General features: G+C 61.7%; 18 protein-coding genes. 7 read left to right on the top strand and 11 right to left on the bottom strand.

Annotated elements, in window-relative coordinates; all coding sequences use genetic code 11:
* Positions 1-32 precede the first annotated feature (32 nt).
* Positions 33-1,151 carry an NAD(P)/FAD-dependent oxidoreductase gene (locus tag C8D77_RS08870; protein WP_109661541.1) on the bottom strand — a complete coding sequence of 373 codons (1,119 nt, stop codon included), beginning with the start codon at positions 1,149-1,151 and terminating at the stop codon, positions 33-35.
* 213 nt (positions 1,152-1,364) lie between these two features.
* Here C8D77_RS08870 and C8D77_RS08865 point away from each other — a divergent pair, with 213 nt between their 5' ends.
* The 7 genes from C8D77_RS08865 (at position 1,365) to C8D77_RS08835 (ending at position 9,167) form a co-directional block, all read left to right on the top strand.
* Positions 1,365-2,249 (top strand): MurR/RpiR family transcriptional regulator, encoded by an 885-nt coding sequence (locus C8D77_RS08865; protein WP_109661539.1) that lies wholly within the window; start codon positions 1,365-1,367, stop codon positions 2,247-2,249.
* Positions 2,250-2,296: 47 nt separating this feature from the next.
* Positions 2,297-3,883, top strand: a complete 1,587-nt coding sequence (locus C8D77_RS08860; protein WP_109661537.1) for an ABC transporter substrate-binding protein — start codon at positions 2,297-2,299, stop codon at positions 3,881-3,883.
* Positions 3,884-3,931: 48 nt separating this feature from the next.
* A complete protein-coding gene (locus C8D77_RS08855; RefSeq protein ID WP_109661535.1) occupies positions 3,932-4,861 on the top strand; it encodes an ABC transporter permease in 930 nt (309 codons plus the stop codon).
* Positions 4,858-5,709 (top strand): ABC transporter permease, encoded by an 852-nt coding sequence (locus tag C8D77_RS08850; protein ID WP_109661533.1) that lies wholly within the window; start codon positions 4,858-4,860, stop codon positions 5,707-5,709. Before C8D77_RS08855 ends, C8D77_RS08850 begins: the two co-directional genes overlap by 4 nt.
* Entirely contained in the window at positions 5,706-6,665 is a 960-nt protein-coding gene (locus C8D77_RS08845) for an ABC transporter ATP-binding protein (RefSeq protein ID WP_109661531.1), read from the top strand. The genes C8D77_RS08850 and C8D77_RS08845 overlap by 4 nt, the downstream gene beginning before the upstream one ends.
* Positions 6,662-7,621 carry an ABC transporter ATP-binding protein gene (locus tag C8D77_RS08840; RefSeq protein WP_109661528.1) on the top strand — a complete coding sequence of 320 codons (960 nt, stop codon included), beginning with the start codon at positions 6,662-6,664 and terminating at the stop codon, positions 7,619-7,621. Before C8D77_RS08845 ends, C8D77_RS08840 begins: the two co-directional genes overlap by 4 nt.
* Before the next feature lie 67 nt (positions 7,622-7,688).
* Positions 7,689-9,167, top strand: a complete 1,479-nt coding sequence (locus tag C8D77_RS08835) for a M81 family metallopeptidase (protein WP_109661526.1) — start codon at positions 7,689-7,691, stop codon at positions 9,165-9,167.
* A gap of 114 nt (positions 9,168-9,281) precedes the next feature.
* On the opposite strand, the gene C8D77_RS08830 is transcribed toward C8D77_RS08835, so the two are convergent.
* The 10 genes from C8D77_RS08830 to C8D77_RS08785 all read right to left on the bottom strand — a co-directional run bounded on the left by C8D77_RS08830 (position 9,282) and on the right by C8D77_RS08785 (position 20,604).
* Positions 9,282-10,400 carry a branched-chain amino acid ABC transporter substrate-binding protein gene (locus C8D77_RS08830; protein ID WP_109661524.1) on the bottom strand — a complete coding sequence of 373 codons (1,119 nt, stop codon included), beginning with the start codon at positions 10,398-10,400 and terminating at the stop codon, positions 9,282-9,284.
* Between the two features lie 136 nt (positions 10,401-10,536).
* Positions 10,537-11,727, bottom strand: coding sequence for an acetyl-CoA C-acyltransferase (locus tag C8D77_RS08825; protein ID WP_109663199.1), 1,191 nt, complete (start codon positions 11,725-11,727; stop codon positions 10,537-10,539).
* A gap of 25 nt (positions 11,728-11,752) precedes the next feature.
* Complete coding sequence (locus C8D77_RS08820; RefSeq protein WP_109661522.1) at positions 11,753-12,520, bottom strand: 3-hydroxyacyl-CoA dehydrogenase; 768 nt, start codon at positions 12,518-12,520, stop codon at positions 11,753-11,755.
* Positions 12,521-12,595: 75 nt separating this feature from the next.
* The gene (locus C8D77_RS08815; protein ID WP_109661520.1) at positions 12,596-13,681 is read right to left on the bottom strand and encodes an AraC family transcriptional regulator; all 1,086 of its coding nucleotides are present in this window, start codon (positions 13,679-13,681) and stop codon (positions 12,596-12,598) included.
* A gap of 20 nt (positions 13,682-13,701) precedes the next feature.
* Positions 13,702-15,330 carry an AMP-binding protein gene (locus tag C8D77_RS08810; RefSeq protein WP_109661518.1) on the bottom strand — a complete coding sequence of 543 codons (1,629 nt, stop codon included), beginning with the start codon at positions 15,328-15,330 and terminating at the stop codon, positions 13,702-13,704.
* A gap of 8 nt (positions 15,331-15,338) precedes the next feature.
* Positions 15,339-16,088 (bottom strand): enoyl-CoA hydratase/isomerase family protein, encoded by a 750-nt coding sequence (locus C8D77_RS08805; RefSeq protein ID WP_109661516.1) that lies wholly within the window; start codon positions 16,086-16,088, stop codon positions 15,339-15,341.
* 10 nt (positions 16,089-16,098) lie between these two features.
* Positions 16,099-17,790, bottom strand: a complete 1,692-nt coding sequence (locus C8D77_RS08800; RefSeq protein WP_170136708.1) for a methylmalonyl-CoA mutase family protein — start codon at positions 17,788-17,790, stop codon at positions 16,099-16,101.
* Positions 17,787-18,788 carry a methylmalonyl Co-A mutase-associated GTPase MeaB gene (gene meaB, locus C8D77_RS08795; RefSeq protein WP_109661514.1) on the bottom strand — a complete coding sequence of 334 codons (1,002 nt, stop codon included), beginning with the start codon at positions 18,786-18,788 and terminating at the stop codon, positions 17,787-17,789. The genes C8D77_RS08800 and meaB overlap by 4 nt, the downstream gene beginning before the upstream one ends.
* Positions 18,785-19,270, bottom strand: coding sequence for a cobalamin B12-binding domain-containing protein (locus tag C8D77_RS08790; protein ID WP_245463038.1), 486 nt, complete (start codon positions 19,268-19,270; stop codon positions 18,785-18,787). The genes meaB and C8D77_RS08790 overlap by 4 nt, the downstream gene beginning before the upstream one ends.
* Complete coding sequence (locus tag C8D77_RS08785; RefSeq protein ID WP_109661509.1) at positions 19,267-20,604, bottom strand: aspartate aminotransferase family protein; 1,338 nt, start codon at positions 20,602-20,604, stop codon at positions 19,267-19,269. The genes C8D77_RS08790 and C8D77_RS08785 overlap by 4 nt, the downstream gene beginning before the upstream one ends.
* Between the last annotated feature and the right edge of the window lie 28 nt (positions 20,605-20,632).

Raw genomic sequence — 20,632 nt, 5'->3', positions numbered from 1 at the left:
GGATTGATCCTGAACCAGGAAGCCGACTACGGCTACGCCAAACGCGCCGGCGAAATATCCCTTTCGGATAGTCCATTCGCGAGCAGGTCGGCAGGCAGGCATCCCGAAACGATCAGGTCGGCTGCGGCACGGCCAAGGGCCGGGGCCATCATGATTCCATAACCGCCCTGACCTGCAAGCCAGAAGAAGTCGGGCGCCGCAGCGTCGTACCCCAGCACGGGCGCCTGGTCGGCCACGAAGGAGCGCAGGCCCGCCCAGCGCTTTGCGATATGGCTGACGGTTGCCAGCGTCTCGCGCTGCAGCCAATCGACCAGCACTGCCACGTCCCATTCGTCAGGCTGGACATCCTGCGGTTCGATCGGCGTCTGGTCGCCCGGTGATGCCATGATCCTGCCGGCGTCCGGCTTGATGTAGGCATCGGCGGCGACGTAGTCGACGGCAGGCATTTTGGCGATGTCCAGTCCTGGAGGTCCGTCGACGATGATTGCCGTGCGCCGCTTCGCCACCAGCCCGATCGGGCCAGCGCCGGCCATGTCGCCGATCTCTCCAGCCCAGGCACCTGCCGCGTTGACGACAATTCGCCCTTTCACCGAGAAATCTCTCGCTGAAGCTTTCCACAGGCCGTCGCGGTGATCCAGTTTTGTGATGCGCTTGCCGCAAAGGACGAGCCCGCCGCGCCGCCTGATGCCGCTCAGGAAACCCTGGTGAAGGGAGGCGACATCGATGTCCATGACGCCGCTTTCAAAGGCCGACGCCGCGACGCGTTCGCGGCGAAGCAACGGTGCCAAGGAGAGAGTGCCAGCCGCATCCAGTTTCCGGATTTCGTATCCGTCCGTCGACAGATCGAGGATCGGCGCCAGCAGGTCTTCCTCGCCGGGAGCGGCCACCGTCAACATGCCGCGTTGGGTCAAAAGCGGCCCGTCACAAAATTCGGCTGGCGGGTTCAGGAAGAAAGCCTGGCTTGTCTTGTTGATGCGTCGGACCGTGGCGACGCCGTAGTTGGGTGTGAAGAGCGCGGCCGACCTTCCGGTGCTGTGGTAGCCGGGCGTCGATTCGGCCTCGATGAGCGCGACTGTCCCCAGGGCTGCGAGTTCATAGGCGGCGGCTGAGCCCGAGATGCCCGCGCCGATGACAAGATAGTCGTAGTCCATGACGGCCCGGCCTTTGGCTTGCGTCGCTATCCAGGTGCCGTGGCACGCCGGACGGACGATCCTCCACTATCCGCGTTTGTTCTGGCGGTTCGATCCGGCGCTCTGTCGCCGCCGGCGCACAAGAGTGCAGTTCCTCTAAGAATGCAAGAAAACAAAAATATGTTGACACCATGTAAGATTTATAACTTTGTAATTGGCGGAGGAGAATTGCGCATGATCGGTTCGGTTCGCCAACGGCTGTCGGATTGCCTGGGCAGCGCGTCCAAGGCAGACAAGGCGATTGCGAGTTTCATGCTCGCCCAGCTGAACAGTCTCGCCTTTGAGACCGCCGGCAGCATCGCGAGCAAGGTGGAGGTCAGCGAACCGACCGTCGGACGCTTCTGCCGCTCCATCGGCTATACCAGCTTCAAGGACCTGAAGGATCATCTCAAACAGGATCTGGGCGACCGGCCATGGCTGATCAGCGATCGGCTGCGCGATTTGCAGCGCCGAACGCTTGCCGGAGAGGACCAGCTGGCGCGCGGGCTGCAGCTCGAAATAGCAGGCCTGGTTGCCGTCTATGAACTTGCCCACACGCCGGAATGGAAGCGTGTCGTCAAGCGCCTTGCCACGACACCTGCCATCTTTGTCTCCGGTTTCCAGACCGAGCGCGGTGTTGCACAGACCTTCGTCAATCAGCTGCAGTATCTGCGCGACCGCGTCCATCTTCTCGATCTGGCCGGCGGCAATTTCAGCGAACTTCTGGCCTCCGACAGCAAGCAGTCCTGTCTCGTTCTCTTCGAGGCCAAGCGCTACTCGCGCATGGCGCGCCTGCTGGCGCAGGAGGCGCGAGGGCTCGGCATACCGACCACCCTGATCACCGACGCCTTCTGCGACTGGGGTCGCGAGCTGGTCGACGAGATGTTCGTGGTCCCGACGGAATTCAATCTGTTCTGGGAATCGACCGCCCAGATGGCGAGCCTGACAAACCTGCTCGTCAACGGCGTGTTCATCGAGCTTGGCCCCGAGGTGGAGCAGCGCATGAATGAGGTATCGCGCCTCTACAGCCGCTTCACCGGATATGTCGGCGACCCGACCGGACCCTCGATGGGAGACTGATCCGAGACCTACCGCAGCCCATAACCATAACAACAGGGAACAATGACATGCGTACCATGACCAAGGCATTTCTCTCAGGCTCGGCGCTTCTGTCCGCCGGCCTTTTCATGACAAGCCTGCCATCGGCGGCAATGGCCCAGGAAGCGACTTTCGCGCTTCCTGCCGGCGAACTGGGCGCGACCTCGTACAATCCGGTCACCTCCAGCAACCTCAATTCGGCAACGTCGCTGATCTACGACCGACTGATCGAGCAGGATGCCGATCAGTCGTTCCACCCGCATCTGGCCACGTCATGGCAGGAAAGCCCTGACGGCATGACCTGGGAGTTCAAGCTGCATCCCGGCGTCAAATTCCATGACGGCGAGCCCTTCAACGCCGAGACGATCGCAGCCTGGATTCCGACTTTCGCCGGCACCGAGAATGCCTTCATGGTCGAGGCAATCGACAAGGTCGTGGTCGTCGATCCGTTGACCATCAAATTCGTCATGAAGCGGCCGGAGCCGAACATGCTGTACAACCTCGCCAGTTCCTTCATGGGCGTGCCCAGCCCCAAATCCTACAAGGCGCTGGGTAAGGACTACGGCGTCACCACCGCTGTCGGCACGGGACCATTCAAGCTGGAAAGCTTCTCGATAGGGCTCGAGACCGTGTTGGTCCGCAATGACGATTACGCCTGGGATTCGGACCTGTCGGTCAACCAGGGCGCGGCGAAGATCGCCAAGATCACCTTCCGCGAGATTCCCGATCAGTCGACCGCATTCCTTGAATTGAAGACCGGCGGCGTCGATGTGCTGCTCGGCGTGCCCACCGATTTCCTGTCGATCATCAAGAGCGAAAAGGCCGCCACCATCATCACGATGCCTGGAACCGGCATCAATTACATGCCGATCAATACGTCCGTGGCGCCGTTCACCGACATCAAAGTCCGCCAGGCCACAGCCCTGGCGATCAACCAGAAGGCCATCCTCGACAGCGTCTATGCCGGCGTCGGCCAGGAAGCACACAACTTCCTCATCAGCTCGCTTCCTGAATCCCAGGTCAAGCCCGGCCTCGACGTCAGTTTCGACCTGGCCAAGGCCAATGCGCTGCTCGACGAGGCCGGATGGAAAAGGGCCGACGACGGCGTGCGCGCCAAGGACGGCCAACCCCTGAAGGTGAAGCTCTTCACGCAAAACGATACGGAGTTCAAGCGGCTTACGCAGGTCGTGCAGGCACAGCTCAAGGATATCGGCATGGATGCCGAGATCACCGTGCTCGATTCCAGCACGATCCGCGACGAGTACAAGAAGAACAACCATCAGCTCGCCGTGCGCGGCTACGATTGGAACAACGCCGACATCCTCGACTGGTTCTTCAGCGGCGCGCGGCTCGGCTACCCGAACATCTCGATGTGGAAAGACGCCAAATCCGACGAACTGAACAAAACCGCCATGACCAACTCGAAGACTTCGGCCGAGCGGATCGCGAATTTCAGGACCTATCACGAATATCTTCTGTCCCAGTTCCTGTTCGTGCCGATCTACCAACCGGCAACCAATATCGCCTTCAACCCCAAGACGGTGAGCGTTCCAGAAAAGGTGCGCGGCCCGCGTTTCCGGTCGCAGACCATCATGGACATGCAGGTCCTGCAGTAACCAGCGCTACCGGCGCTTGACCAACAGTGAAGCACCGGAGGAGCCGGGATGATCATCAAATACACGCTGCAACGTCTGCTGATGCTCATTCCGGTGTCCCTCTCAATTTCCGTCGTAATCTTCCTGGTCGTTCATCTCCTTCCCGGTGATCCGATCGACAACCTCATGCGCGTCGGCTCGTCTCCGGAGGACCGGCTCGCAATGACCGTGAAATACGGGCTCGACCGGACGCTGGTCGAGCAATACCTGCTATGGATAAGGAGCATCCTGAGCGGAGATTTCGGCGAGGCAATCGTACTGCGCCGCCCGGTTTCGGCCCTGATCTGGCAGAACCTGCCCTACAGCCTGACACTTGGCGCCCTGGCTTTCGCCTTCTCTTCGATCGTCGGCATGATCGCCGGCACCGTCTCCGCGGTTGCCAAGAACCCGGTCGTGGAACAAGTGGTCAAGGCTTTCATCCTGCTCGGTTCGACGGTGCCCAGCTTCTGGCTGGCGCTGCTGATGATCCTGCTGTTTTCGGTGACGCTCGGCTGGTTTCCGGTCTCCGGCGCCAAGACCTGGACGGCTCTTGTCCTTCCGGTCCTCACGATCGGTTTCGGCGGCATCGCGCTGGTGGCCCGTGTCACCCGCGTGGCGCTGGTCGAGATCGCACGCCAGGATTTTGTCACGCTTTTGCACGCGAAGGGGCTGTCCCGCTCAACCATCCTGTTTCGCCATCTGCTGCCGCACGCCTTTCTGCCGGTCGTCACGATCCTGGCCCTGCGCATTGGCTGGATCCTCGGCGGCGCGGTGACCGTCGAATTCGTTTTCGGCCGGCCCGGCCTCGGCAGCCTGCTTATCCGTGCGCTCGGTCAGCGCGATTATCCCGTCGTGCAGGGATGCCTGCTCATGCTGGCGCTTGCCGTGATGCTCGGAACGCTGATCGGCGACGTCGCCCAGGCCGCGCTGGACCCTCGTGTCAGGGAGGCCACCACATGAACGCATTGGCTCAATCCGGCGTCGGTCGCGCCTTCACCACGCCGCTCGGCCTGTTTTCGGGTGGCTATATCCTGATCCTCCTGGTGGTCGCGCTAACGGCGCCGTGGATCACGCCCTTCGATGTCACCATCCAGGATCTGGCCAACAGCAACGCCGCGCCGGGTTGGCCGCATCTGATGGGCACCGATGAATTCGGCCGCGATGTCCTCTCGCGCGTCATGTACGGCGCGCGCACCTCGCTGTCGGTCAGCGCAACAGCCATCGGGTTCTCGATGATCGTCGGCATGGCGCTCGGCGCAGCCGCCGGCTATTTCGGTGGCCTGTTCGAACGCGCCGTGATGACGGTCGTCGATCTGACATGGTCGTTTCCCGACATCCTGATCGCGCTCATGCTGGTGGCGATCATCGGCCCCGGCCTGTCCAGCACGATGTTCGCCATAGCCGTCGCCTACCTGGCGCAATTCACCCGGCTGACCCGGGCGCAAATCGTCCAGCTGAAGCGCGAGACGTTCATAGAGGCAACCATCAACCTGGGTGCCACGCCCGCCCACATCCTATCGCGCCACCTGCTGCCGAATGCCGTTGCGCCAGTCATTGTGGTCGGCATGCTCGCCATCGGCGACGGTATCATCCTGGAGGCGACGCTCGGCTTCTTCGGCCTTGGCGCGCAGCCGCCCACGCCAAGCTGGGGTGCCATGATGAGCAGCGGCACCGCGCAGCTTTTCCTGGCACCCTGGGTCATCATCTTTCCCGGTCTCGTCGTCGCCGTAACCGTGATTGCCATCAACCTGTTCGGCGATGCGTTGATCCGCGCCCTCGACATCCGCGAACGGCTGCGCGGAACATGAGCACGATCCTGAAAGTGGAAGCTCTGCGCGTTGCGATCGGCGCGCTCACGCCATTGTCCAGCGTATCGTTTTCGCTCGAGAAAGGTGAGACGCTGGGACTGGTTGGCGAATCCGGATCGGGAAAGTCGTTGACCGCCATGGCCATCATGGGGCTGCTGCCGCTGATCGGCGGGCGTATCACCGGCGGCTCGGTGGTCTTTGACGGCAGCGATTTGACCGCTTTGCCTGAACCGGCCTACCGGAAACTGCGCGGTGGCCGCATTGGCCTGATCACGCAGAATCCGATGACGTCGCTCGATCCTCTGAAAAAGGTCGGATCGCAGATCGATGTCGTGGCACGGCTGCATCTTGGCCTGGACAAATCCGCCGCACGCAACCGCACCGTCGAACTGCTTGGCGAACTGCGGATTCCGGAACCGGCTTCCATCTATCACCTTTACCCCCACCAATTGTCCGGCGGCATGAAGCAGCGCATCGTCATCGCCATGGCGCTTGCCGCCGACCCTGACCTGCTGATCGCCGACGAACCGACCACAGCGCTGGACGTCACCGTCCAGGCGCAGATCATCCGATTGCTGAGCGACCTGATCCGCGACCGCGGTCTAAGCATGGTGCTGATTACCCACGATATGAGCGTTGTTGCCCAAGCCTGCGACAAGGTCGTGGTGATGTATGCCGGGACCGCGGTCGAATATGGAACGGTCGCGGCGATTTTCGATGATCCGCGCCATCCCTATACAAAGGCACTGATCGGCTGCATCCCACGCGGATTGGCGGGCGCACAGCGCTTGAAGGGCATCGAGGGTACCGTCCCAAGCGTCGCCCACTATCCGCAGGGTTGCCGCTTTCACCCGCGCTGCCCGCGTGCCGAAGCAATCTGCGCTGCCGTGTCACCACCTTTCATAGCCAGCCGTGATGGCGCGGCCGCATGCCATTTTGCCGGAGCGGTCGGATGAGCGAGTTCCTGGAAGTCAGCAGGCTGTCCAAACGATACACCAGCAAGCGCGGCCTGTTCGGCGCGGCCCGCTCGATGTACGCGGTCAACGATGTGTCGTTCCGGATGACGAAGGGCCGGGTTGTCGGCGTCGTCGGTGAATCTGGCTGTGGAAAGTCCACGCTCGCGCGCCTCATCCTGCGCCTGATCGAACCATCGAGCGGTGCGGTCCGTTTCGATGGGCTGGATTTGCTGAAGCAGCGCCCGCGCGAGATGCGCCGTCTGCGCGCACGCATGCAGATGGTGTTCCAGGACCCCTATTCGGCGATCGACCCCCGCTACACCGTTGCCGACGCGGTGATGGAGCCGTTCCAGATCCAGGGGGTACGCCTTTCGTCAGCCGCGAGATCCGACATGATCAGCGGATTGCTGACCATGGTCGGGCTCAACCCTCAGACAGCATCGAGCTACCCGCATCAGCTGTCGGGCGGCCAGAAGCAGCGCATCGGCATCGCCCGTGCGCTTGCGCTGAAGCCCGCACTTCTGGTGCTGGACGAGCCGACGGCCTCGCTGGACGTCTCGATCCAGGCCCAGATCGTTGGCCTGCTCGAACGGCTGCAGGAAGAAATGGGCCTGACCTACCTGTTCATTTCCCATGACCTCGCGCTGGTAAAGTATTTCTGCGACGAAGTGCTGGTGATGTATCTCGGCCGCGTCGTCGAGGCGTTGCCCAATACCGACGCGCCGGCACGCCATCCCTATACCAGAACGCTGCTCGACAGCACGTTCCAGCCCGATCCGAAGCTGCGTCGCCGCATCCAGCCCCTGGCCGGAGAGGTGCCGAGCCCGTTCGATCTTGGACCGGGCTGCGCCTTCGCGGCGCGCTGCCCAAGGGCGAGTGAACGCTGCCGGGTGGAAACGCCGCTTCTGGCCGCGTCCGGAGGAGGCCACGCCGTAGCCTGCCACCATCCGGACTGACCCACGCGCCGAATTGCCGCCCCTTTGCGGTTGCCGCGCCCGAATCTGTGCATCCCTGGAGTAACTTATGACCTTCAAAGTCCTGACTGCGGAAATCTACCACGAGACCAACACGTTCAGCCGTCATCCGACCGACGAGCAGGCGTTCCGCGACCGCTATTTTCTGACGGGAGCGGAAGCCATTACCCAGCGGCGCGACGCCAACACCGAGCTTGCCGGTTTCCTCGATGTGGGACGCGCTCATGGCTGGGAGGTCGAGCATGTGTTGAGTTCTGCCGCCGGTCCAAGCGGCAGGGTCACGCGCGCTGCGTTCGACTGGTTATGCGAACCATTGATTGCTGCCGCGAAACCTGGAAATTTCGACGGGATTCTGCTTGGACTGCACGGCGCCATGGTTCCCGACTTTCGCGAGGACGGCGAAGGCGAACTGCTTCGGCGCCTGCGCGCCGTGGTCGGCCAGGCCGTGCCGATTGCCATTACGCTTGACCCGCACGCCAATGTCAGCCGGCAGATGTGCGAGCTCGCCGATATCATCGTCGCTTTCAAGACCTATCCTCATGTCGACATGCGCGAGATCGGCCGGCAGGCCGGCGAAATCCTGCAGCGCACGATGGCCGGCGAGATCAAACCGCGCACGATCAGCGCGAGGCGACCCATGCTTGAGGAGGTCAATGGCGGGCGCACCGACATCGGTCCGATGCTCGAGCGGCTCGCATCGGCGCGAGCCTACGAAGCACAAGCCGACGTGTTTGCCGTCAGCATCAATGGCGGCTTCGCCAGCGCCGATATTGCCGAGGTCGGGCCGACCGTTCTGGTCACCGGCCAGGGCGATTTCGATGCGCACCAGGCCTTTGCCGAAACGATCGCCGACGACATCTGGGACAGACGCCACGAGGTGCTGAACGAGTATGTCAGCGTCGAAACGGCGGCAGCCGTCGCCGTGGCATACAAGTCAGACGATGGCCCGCTTGTCATCGCCGACTATGCCGACAATCCCGGTGGTGGAGGCTATGGCGACTCGACCAATCTGCTGAAGGCGATGCTCGATGCCGGCGTGACCGACGCCTGCTTCGGTCCGATGGTCGATGGCGAGGCTGCGGCGGCCTTGCATGGGTCGGCCGTTGGCGAACGCGTTGAGATCGCGCTCGGCGGCAAGACCGACGCCCGCTTCGGCGGCGGTCCGCTCGAGCTCAATGTCGAAATCGTGGCGCTGAGCGATGGCCACTTCGTCGGAGACGGGCCGATGATCGGCGGACTTCCCGGCAACTTCGGTCCAAGCGCGGTGCTGCGCGTCCACGGCATCGAAATCCTGGTCGTGACCATCGCCCAGCAGATGCTGGACCTCCAGCAGTTCAGGGCATTCGGCATCGACCCGGCGGCAAAGCGGGTGGTCGCATTGAAATCCATGCAGCACTTCCGTGCCGCGTTCGCGCAGATTGCCGGCAAGATCATCGTCTGCGACAGTGGCGCGCTTTGTACGCCTCGCTACGAGCGGATGCCGTACCGGAATGTACCGCGGCCGATCTTTCCACTCGATCGGGAATGACGGCACCAACCGGCTGCATGCGCTTGCTCGGGACTCTTCCGGGTTGATCCCATCCACAAGATGCCCGGCTATGACACCGGGCATCTCTAGAAATGATCATTGGATCCCGAGTTCTTACTTTTCGAAATAGGTGGGTTTTCCGTCCTCACCTTTCTTCCATTCATAGATGACGTAGTCCGGACGCGTCGGATCGCCCTTGGCGTCGTAGCCAAAATCGCCGATGGCGGTCTTGAACGGACCGTTCGCTTTGATGGCGTCGGCTACCTTCGTCGCGTCGTCAGCGGAGCCGGTTTTGGCGATTGCGGCGGCGAGAACCTGGACCGCGGCGTAGGAGTACAGCGTATAAGCTTCAGGCTCGAAGCCGGCAGCGCGGAATTTCTCGACGATACCCTTGGCGGCCGGGTTCTTGCGTGGATCCGGGCCGAAGGTGTTGAGTGTGCCGATCACGGCGTCCCCGGCGATCGCGGCGAGTTCGTTCGACACCATGCCGTCGCCTGAGAACAGTGTTGCCTTCAGACCCTGATCAGCTGACTGGCGCATGATCAGGCCGGCCTCAGTGTGCAAGCCACCGAAGTAGATCAACGTAACGCCGGCCTCCTTCATTTTGGCGATCAGCGCCGAGAAGTCCTTGTCTCCGATATTGATACCTTCATAGAGTACTTCCTTGATCCCGTTGGCGTTCAACACGCCTTTCGTTACGTCGACGAGTCCTTGCCCGTAGGGCGTCTTGTCGTGGACGATGGCAATTTTGGCATCCTTGAAGTTTGCCGCAATGTAGCCGCCGGCCACCTTGCCCTGCTGGTCGTCGCGGCCGCAGGTGCGGAATGTGTTCCACAGGCCGCGCTCGGTGAACTGTGGGTTGGTGGACGCGGGACTGATCTCGAGCACACCGTTCTCCGCATAGACCTCCGATGCCGGGATCGAGACTCCCGAGTTGAAGTGGCCGACCACGAACTTGACCCCGTCACCGACGAACTTGTTGGCGACCGAGATACCCTGTTTCGGATCGGAGACATCGTCCCCGACCTCGATCTTGATCTGCTGGCCGAGAATACCGCCGGCGGCATTGATATCGGCGGCCGCCTGTTCGGCACCTTTTTGGAACTGCGCGCCAAAGGCGGCGTTCGGTCCGGTAATCGGGCCGGCAACGCCGATCAGAATGTCAGCGAAGGCGTTGCCGCCGAACGCGACGAGCGCGGTCATGGCAAGCGCGGGCAAGAGTGCTTTCTTCATGTGATGGCTCCCATTAAGCATCGTGGGCGTTGGTGATGCCTCATGCGATACCCACGTCTGGCGCATGAAGCTGACGGATCGAGATCAGCGCCGCCGCTGTTCACTGTTCTGCGACGCCAATAGCTCTCCGGGTCGTTCAAGACATGAGTTCCACCGCCAGGGCGGTGGCTTCGCCGCCACCGATGCAGACGGATGCGATCCCTCGTCGCAGACGATGTTTTCGGAGGGCCGAAACCAGCGTGACGATGATACGGGCGCCCGAAGCGCCGATCGGATGGCCGAGCGCACAGGCGCCGCCATGGGCATTCACTTTATCCGGTGGCAGATCGAGGTCGCGCATCGCTGCCATGGGCACCACCGCGAAAGCCTCATTGATCTCAAAGAGATCCACATCCTTGAGATCCCAATTGATCCTGTCGCGGAGCTTTCGGATGGCCCCAATAGGCGCGGTCGTGAAGAGATTGGCGGCCTGCGCGTGCGTGGCATGACCGCGGATCGCCGCAAGCGGGGTAAGACCCCTTTTGTCAGCCTGCGAACGGCGCATGAGGACGAGTGCTGCCGCGCCGTCCGAGATCGACGAAGAATTCGCCGCCGTTAGCGTGCCGCCCTCCCGGAAGGCAGGCCTCAGGATTGGAATTTTGTCCGTCCGAGCCTTTCCCGGCTGTTCGTCCTCACCGACGGACCGCTCGGCCTTTCCCTCCGTCACAGCAATGGGGACAATCTCTTCAAGAAAGCTGCCGTCGCTGATGGCCTTGCGAGCCTTCTCAAGAGAGCGGAGGGCAAATGCGTCCTGAGCGTCGCGGGTAAATTGGTAGGCCTCGGCGCAATCTTCGGCAAAGGTTCCCATGAGACGCCCTTTGTCATAGGCATCCTCCAGGCCATCAAGGAACATATGGTCGATGATCTTACCGTGCCCCATACGATAGCCGGGGCGGGCACGGTCGAGCAGATAAGGCGCATTGGTCATGCTCTCCATGCCGCCTGCGACGACCACGGCACCGGCCCCCGCCACAATCAGGCCGTGGGCAAGCATGACCGACACCATGCCGGACCCGCACATCTTGTTTACGGTCGTGGCGCCAACGCCCAACGGCAAGCCTGCTTCCAGGGTTGCCTGGCGCGCTGGTGCCTGTCCCTGACCCGCGGTCAGAACGCATCCAAGCAGGACCTCATCAACGAGATCCATTTCGACCCCGGACCGCTCCAAGGCTGCGCGGACGGCGACCGCGCCAAGTCCTACGGCGGTGACGTCCTTGAAGTTCCCTTGGAAGGCGCCAATCGGTGTCCTTGCGGTCCCGACGATTACCACTGGGTCATGAGTGCTCACGCGGCTTGCCCTCCTGCCCGTACACTCAGCGCGGCGCCATGCGCAGCGCGCCGTCGAGGCGGATGACCTCGCCATTCAGCATCGTGTTCTCGCAGATGTGCTTCACCAGGCTGGCGTATTCATCTGGACGGCCAAGACGCGGCGGAAACGGCACGCTCGCGCCGAGAGCATCCCGGACTTCCTGCGACATGGCGGCCATCATCGGTGTTTCAAAGATGCCGGGTGCTATGGTGGCCACGCGCACGCCATAGCGAGCGAGTTCCCGTGCCACAGGAAGCGTGAGCGCGGCGATGCCACCCTTTGAGGCGGCATAGGCTGCCTGGCCTATTTGTCCGTCGAACGCTGCAATAGAGGCGGTGTTGACAATAACCCCGCGCTCGCCGCCGGCGTCGGGCTCTCCCTTCACGATCCGGTCGGCGACAAGTCGCAACATGTTGAAGGTGCCGACAAGATTGACGGCAATCGTGCGCGCAAAGCTTTCGAGGCTGTGAAGCTTGTCCCGCCCCAGGACCTTTTCACCCGGCGCGATACCCGCGCAATTCACCAGTCCGTGGATGCGCCCAAACATCTTCGTGGCAAGATCCACCGCGGCAATGCCGTCGGCTTCGCTGGTGACGTCGGCACGGTGAAAGCGCACAGCGCTACCCAGTTCCGCGGCGACTTTTTCGCCGGCCGCGGCGTTTAAATCGATGGCAAGAACGTTAGCGCCCTCAGCCGCGAACATGCGCGCGACCGCCGCTCCCAACCCGGAGCCCGCGCCGGTGACCAAAAAAACTTTATCCTTGATCCGCATTGTTCATGTCCGCGCGAGAATTCCTCGCCCGAACATGTTGCAACGGAGCAAAGTGGCATACGATGACCGAGGCGCTCAGATTTGGTGATCGATTTTGCAATGTTTGCCATTCGATGCGCGCTGTGCTTGCGGCCCCGCCGACGTTGCGGGCGCGCGGTCCTGTGCAGTGAGCCTCGATGCGGCCTCTCGGCGAAACGATGCGGGGCTTTTGCCGGTCCATTTGTGAAATGCCCGATGAAAGGCACTTGGTTCGGAAAAACCGATATCGGCCGATAGGTCGGCCACGCTTCGGCTGCCGCCAAGCAGGGCTTCCATCGCCAAGGCTCTGCGCATTTCGTCCTTGATGGAACGATAGGTCTGCCCCTCCGACTGCAATCGGCGGCGCAAGGTCGGTGCTTGCATGCGCATTCCCGCAGCGAGTGTTCCGAAACTTGGCCACGCGGACGGAACCGTCATGTGAAGACGCCCGCGAATGGCGGCGGAGAGCCCTGCATCATGGCGATACCGCACCAGAATGTTGGCTGGCGCCTGGCGCAGAAATTCCCGCAATGCGCCCGCATCCCTGATAGTCGGCAGCTTCAGAAAGTCGGCATCGAAGACAAGCCGGCTTTCCGGCTGATCGAACCGCACCGGTGCGCCGAAAAACAGGCGGTAGTCGGTTCCCGTGGGTGGCGCAGGGCATTTGAAATCGACCCAGCGGATCGGAAGGCGCCGGCCCACCAGCCAGCAGTTCACGCCATGGACGATGATCCAGAATGTACGATAGGCAAAGGCGGAGCGCAGCGGACCGGCATCCTTCAAGGTGACCTCGGCAAGTCCGTCCCTGACAACCAGTTCACCATGAGGATCGTCAAGGACCACACGCAGGAAACGCAGGCCTCGCCGCAACGCATGCTCCAGCGTTTCGGTCGTCAGGAGCGCATGACATAGCAGCGCAAAACTGCCCGCTCGCATCGGTCGGGCTCCTTCGCCGAAAAATTCGTCATCCATGGTCTCGGCCACGGCATGCCAAAGGGCGCCGTATTGCTGCGCGGAGATCGGTTCGGAAATGACTGGCGGCAGCCCCACCTGCGCCAGCAGCGGCTCGACCGGCACGTTGTGGCGGCGAAGGCATTCAAGCGTATCGTCCATAAAACAAGGAGCGATCATCCGACGTTCCATCGCTTGAAAACTCCCCGGTGCTAACGCTGTCCCCGATCGAACGTGGCAGCGCTCACACCTCGTTGCCGCAAGGTGTTCCTGGCGACTTTTTCCGTCGGAGTTCGCGGCAGCGGGATATCGGTAATCTCGATGTAGCGCGGCACCATATGGCGAGGCGCGAGTTGCCTGAAGTGGTCGAGCAGATCGGCTGGCTCCAGGGTGGCCCCTGCCCTCCGCTGTGCCACAACCATGATGTCCTCTTCCGTGAATTCTGACGGAATTCCAAAAGCGGCACTCTCAACGATGTCAGGGTGTTTCTCGGCGACGGTTTCCACCTCGTAGGCGGAAATGTTCTCGCCCCGACGCCGGATTGCCTCGTTGAGGCGATGCTTGAAATAGAGCCAGCCGTCTTCATCCATGACGCCTGCATCTCCGGAATGATACCAAAGGTTCCTGAGCGTCTGCACCGTCTTCGCGTCTGCCCTGTAGTAGCCGGAGAACATGCTCCAGCTCTTGTTTGGACGCGACACGATCTCGCCTACGGTGCCGGGCGGAAGGCGCCTGTCCGCCTCGTCGAAGATCGCCACTTCCCAGTCCGGATGAGGGCGGCCGCAGGAACCCGGTCTCGTTTCGTCTACCGTGTCCAACGTCACAAAACTGGTTTCCGTCTGCCCGTAGCCTGTTACCAGTCTCATATCGAAGCGGCGCTCGAATGCTTCCCTGTCGGGAACCATGGGAATGCATTGGCACACCTTGATGGGGTTGCTGCTGTCGTTGTCCGACTGCGGCGCGCGCATGAGGATGACGGCCATGGCGCCCAACAGATTTGTCGCCGTGGCGCCACTCGCGCGAACCTGATTCCAGAATCTTGAAGCGCTGAAACTATCGACCAGCGTTGCTGGCGTGCCGTAGATCAAGGGCAGAAACACGCCGAACATCTGGGCGTCGGTGTGAAACAGCGGCAACGCCGAGAAATAGCTGTCGCTGGTCGTGTAACCCAGATTGGATGCCATTGCCGCTGCCCAGGAATAGCAATGATGGTGAGACATCAACGCGCCCTTGGCGGGGCCGGTGGTACCGGATGTGTACAGGATGGCCATTGGGTCGGAGTAATGGACGTCGGCCAGATCAAAATCCGGCTGCGAGGCCAGGCATTCCTCAAAACGGACAATCCGGCCGATCCGGATGCCTGCCGCCCGCGCTTCCCCCGGATCAACTCCCACGAGGATGAGTGTCCGCAGATTGGGCAGCTGATCCTGGACCTTTGCAAGCTCCACGAGTGCATTGGCATCCGCGGCGAGCACTTCCGCCCCGCAATTGTTCAGGTTGTGACAGAGCAAGTCCCCTTTTAGCCCGGGATTGCTCGGTACCTCGATCGCACCCAGACTTGATGTCGCGAACCACATCGCAACGAGTTCGAAGCAATTCGGCAGCAACATCGCTACGCGATCCGATCGGCCGACACCGAGCTTGCGCAGGCCAACCGCCAGCCGGCTGGAGATATGCAGCATGTCCTCGAAGCTCGCGGAACGTCCGCAAACTTCGATGAATGTCTTGCTGCCCAGCCTCTCGGCCTGCCTCAACAGGATCCTGGGCAGTGCCCGGTCCACGATGTCGTCTTCGTGCTTGCCGGGAATGTAGGCGGGAGATGAGACGTCAAGCATCGTCATGGAGGCGGTCAAAACTCTTTTGCTCGGGCCCGGGCTTCTGGGGACAGAAAGCCGCTGACCGTGGCTTTGGTCTCAAGGCTCATTGCCTCGGCAAGGGACGAGTGAAAGCCCTCGTTGATGGCGTGTTTGATGTCGGATACGGCGCCAGTGGGGCGCTCCGCGATCTTCAACGCGAGTTTTCTTGCTTCGTCGAGCAATTCGGCTTCCGGGACCAGCTTCCAAGCGATACCGACTTCGACCGCCTTCCTGGCGTCGTGACGTTCGCCAAGGATCATCAGTTCCTTGGCAACCTGCGGCCCGACCTGCTTGGTCAACAGCGCCGTCACGCCGCCGGTCACGAAAAGCCCATAGCTGACCTCGGGAAAAAACCAGCGGGTGTTGTCGGCGAACAGCCGAAAATCGCAGTTGATGGCCCATTCGAGGGCGCCCCCAACGCACCAGCCATGCACCGCCGCGATGACGATCTTCCTGGACTGCATGATCTGCAGGGTGATGTTCTGAATGGCCTCGACCCAGGCTTGCGTCGCTGCTTCGGAAGAGGTCTGCGCATCAAGATCCTTGAGGTCGTCTCCGGAACAGAAGGCTCGTCCTTCGCCGTGGAGAATGACGACGCGGATGGCTTCGTCCGCCTCGGCTCGTACAAGCGCTTCGGCGAGTTCATCGACAAGCTGCCTGTCCATGGCGTTGAGCCGTTCCGGCCGGTTCAGCTTGACCCAGGCGATTGCCCCGTCGTTTCTGGAAATGACTGCTGCAGTCATGACATCCTCCTCAGACGATCATCGGTTCGGCGTAAGAGCCCCAGACATCTCGCAGCGCGCCGCAAATCTCGCCCAGTGTCGCTCTGGCTTTCACCAGTTCGATCGTCTTCGGCAGCAGGTTGATGTCATCGGATTCGGCTTGTTGGGCGAGCTCCTGCAAAAGTCGCCGGACGCGACCGTTGTCGCGATTTGTTCGCACCGCATTCAAGCGATCGATCTGCAACTGCGTGCAATGATCGTCGTAGGGATGGATGTGAACCCGCGCGGAACCGCTGGTCTCGTCGACATACCGGTTGACGCCGACCGAGATCTTCTCGCCGCTGTCGATCTTCTTGAACGTGGCATAGGCCGAGTCCGCCAGCTTCTGCTGGAACCACCCTTCCTCGACCAGCTTGATAGCGCCGCCGCGCTCATTCACTTCGTCCAGCACTTTCCAGATTTCGGTTTCCATGTCGCTCGTCAGACGCTCGACGAAGTACGAGCCGCCGAGAGGATCGATCACGGATGTCACATTGATTTCTTCGCGGATGATCTGCTGGGTGCGGATGGCCAGCTTCATCGCCTCTTCAGTCGGAATGGCAAAGGCCTCGTCGAGACCGTTCGTGTGCATGCTCTGGCATCCACCCAGAACGGCACCGAGCGCCTGGATGGCGGTTCGCATGAGATTGTTGTGGTGCTCGACCTTGGTGAGGCTCATCGCCGCGGTCTGTACATGCACCCGCAGTCGCATGGATTCCGGCATCTTGGCCTTGAACCGCTCGGACATGATCTTGGCGTAGACGCGCCGGGCCGCCCTGAACTTGCAGATCTGTTCGAAGAAATCCTGGTGACTGATGAAGAAGAACGACAGCCTGGGGGCGAAGTCGTCGATATCCATGCCGGCATCGATGACCTCTTCGCAATAAGCGATCGTGAAGGCCATGATGAACGCGATCTCCTGGAGCGCATTCCCGCCGACGTCGGACAGGTGATAGCCGCTCAGGCTGATCGGATTGATCTTCGGCGTCGTCCTCGCACTGTGCATGATCAGATCGCGCAGCAACCTGACCGCGGGTCGCACCGGATAGATCCATTCCTTCTGGGCGACATATTCCTTCAGCGGGTCCGCCTGCAGCGTCCCCGTCAGCTTATGCAGGTCATAGCCGCGCTGTTCGGCGACGGTGACGAACATCGCATAGATCACCCAGGCAGAGGGATTGATGGTCAGGGAGACCGAAATCTTTTCAAGGTCGATGCCGTCGAAGAGGCGGTCGACATCGTCCACCGTGTCGATTGCGACGCCAACACGCCCCACTTCGCCGAACGCCATCGGGTTGTCCGAATCCAGGCCAAGCAGCGTCGGCAGATCGAAATCGGTCGAGAGTCCGGTCTGACCCGTCTGGATCATGTATTTGTAGCGCTGGTTCGTGGCTTCCGGATTGCCGAAGCCCGCAACCTGCCTGATGGTCCACGGCCGCCCACGATACATCGTCGGATAGGCGCCCCGCGTGAAAGGATAGGCGCCCGGAAAGCCCAGGTCGCTTGCGGGGATATCGGCGACGTCGGCCGCGGTGTAAATCCGCTTCAGCGCTATCCCGCATTCCGTTTCGTATGCCGGCTTTTCCTCGGGCCTGCTCTTCAAGGCAGCCGCAAGTTCCCCGTCTTCCCACTCGGCCTGCTTTTCCCTGACGTCTTCGATTGCCTGCGCCGAGAACAGATTCATGCGACCCGCGCCTCGCTGTCCCAACCCAACAAGCGGTAAGCGGCGACGAGCGGGTCCACGTCTCTGTTCACCACTGCCTGAATGTGTTTCTCCATCTCCTCGACGTCCTCATTGAACTTGAGCTGGAACAGGTGCCTGGCGGTGCCGAGTATCCGCGTTCTGCACATGCTGCGCTGGCGCTCCGCCAGCTCGCCGCTTTCCTGCAGATGCGCCCAGTGCTGGCCGATGCCGTCTTTCAGATCGCCGATGCGTTCGCCTGAAACTGAACTGACCGGAAGAACTGGGGGATTCCAGCCAGCGCTTGCCTTGACCGTTCCGAGGGCCATCATGCCCTTCAAGGCTGAGACCGTGGCCGAAGCCTCCGGTTTGTCGCATTTGCTGACGGCATGTATGTCGGCGATTTCCAGGATGCCTGCCTTGATCGCCTGGATGTCGTCGCCGAGCCCCGGGGCAGACAGAACCACGATCGTGTGTGCCGCCGTCACCACCTCCACCTCGTCCTGGCCGACGCCGACGGTTTCGATGATGATTGGCGAGTACCCTGCCGCGTCCAGAATATCGACCGCCTGAAGGGTCGAGCGGGCTAGGCCGCCAAGATGGCCGCGCGTTGCCATGCTCCGGACGAAGGCTTGGCAGGACTGCGCCGCATCGTTCATCCGCACCCGGTCGCCCAGAATGGCACCGCCGGAAAACGGGCTGCTCGGATCCACGGCAATGACCCCGACCTTGTACCCGTCCGACGCGAAGGCCTTGATGAGCGAAGAGACCAGGGTGGATTTGCCAGCGCCCGGCACACCGGTGATGCCAACGATATGCGCCTTCCCGGTGTGCCTGTAGATCTCCGCCAAAGCATCCGATGCCTCTGCATATCCGCCTTCGGCGCGTGAAATCATCCTGGCAATGGCCGGAACGCTGCCAGCCAGGACGCCGGACAGAAGCTCGATCGAGGGTATGTAGGCAGCGCGCTTCGCCTGTCTCGAAGAGGTGTATGCGGTCATATGCGACCACGGGCTGCGATCAGGTTCCTGATTGTCGTGACAATCAGATCGGCCCGTGCCTCCTGTGGAACGATGGCATCGACCCCGCTATCCGACAAAGCGGCATAGTCCTGCTCGGGAATCACGCCGCCCGCGACAACGAAAATGTGCTCGGCCTTTTGCTCCCGCAGGCAACGTCCCAATTCTCGAAACAGCGGGACATGGGAGCCCGACAGAAGGCTGACCCCGATAACATCGACGTCTTCCTGTATTGCCGCGTTGACGACCTCATTGGGCGATTTGTAGAGACCGGTGTAGACGACCTCCATGCCAGCATCGCGGAGGATACGGGCGACGATCTTGGCCCCGCGGTCATGGCCATCGAGCCCGAGTTTGGCGACAAGCACCCGAATGGTGCCAGGCGAATGCACTTCGGCATCCGCTCCGGGATTGGAGTCCTGGTCTACCGTGCTCGTTTCGGTCATGGGTCCGAGCGCTTTCACTCTGCGGCGATGCCGGAAAGGCCTGCGGCGGCGGCAAGCCCGGCTTCGATCGACTCGGAAATGATCCTCAAGCCGAGGTCCAATTCCTCCTCGGAGATCGTCAAGGGAGGGGCTATGCGAAACACTCCGCCCATTCCGGGAAGCTTGACTATGTTCATGCTCAGGCCGCGTCTGAACGCTTCAGCCGCAATTCTGGCGCCAAGCTCGTGGTCTGGATCCCTGCGCTCGCCGTTCTTGACGATCTCGACCCCGAGCATGAGGCCACGGCCACGCACGTCACCGACGCATTCGTATCGCTGCTTCAGCGCCGACAGTCCGTCGAACAATCTCGCCCCGAGATGACGTGCCCGTTCGACGAGTTTCTCTTCTTCGACCACATCGAGCACCGCAAGGCCTACAGCCGCCGGCAGTGGGTCGGAAACATGCGTGGTGTAGAACAGGAAACCCCTGTCGTGCGCCGTCTCTTCAATTTCAGCTGTTGTCATGACAGCTGCCAGGGGAAGGCCCGCGCCGATGGTCTTAGAGAGGGTCAGTATGTCCGGGGTGACGCCGTCCCTTTGAAAGGCGAACATATCGCCAGTGCGGCCGATACCGGTCTGTGCCTCGTCCAGGATAAGCAGCATTCCACGCTCGCGGCATTTCTGCTGCAGCGCTGCCAGATAGCCTGGCGGCAGTTCGAGCATGCCGCCGCTCGACAGGATCGGCTCGGCGACGAAAGCAGCCAGGTTTCCTGTCGACTGGCTGTCGATGAGATCAAACGCATCGTTGAGTTCGGTGAGCCAGTCGAGAGATCCGTCGGCATTCTTGAAGCGCGGCCGGAAACTGTTGGGCGCGGGGATTGCGAGCGATCCGACCGCCGCAGGTCCATACCCCTTGCGGCCGGCGCTGTATGTCGCCGACGCCGCGGCTCCCGTCATGCCATGCCAGCTCTTCGAGAAGGCAACGATCTCGTGCTTGCCGGTCACCAGCTTCGCCATCCGGATGGCCGCTTCGTTCGACTCGGCGCCGGTCGAAAGCAACAGCGCCCTGTCAAGGCCAGGCGCCAGCGCCGCAAGGCGTTGCGCAAGCTCGACGACCGGACGCGACAGCATGCCGCTAAAAAGATGCGCGACCCTTTCGACTTGCCGGCTGACCGTCGAAACGATCTTGGGATGAGCATGCCCGAGCAGTGCGCTCATCTGTCCAGACGTGAAGTCGAGGATGGCCCTGTCGTCCGCATCGTAGACGAATGAGCCCGCAGCGCGCTCGATGATGGCAGGTTCAAAGGTGCCGCCATATCGTATGAGGTGCTTCTGCGCCGAAGCCCAAAAACCGCTATCCAAGTTCCTTGACATCTCACAGCCCCGCTAAAGCGTTCAACCA

The sequence above is a fragment of the Mesorhizobium loti genome (assembly GCF_003148495.1).
GTDB classification, from domain to species: Bacteria; Pseudomonadota; Alphaproteobacteria; order Rhizobiales; family Rhizobiaceae; genus Mesorhizobium; species Mesorhizobium loti.
This window is presented reverse-complemented; position numbering and strand designations above follow the sequence as displayed.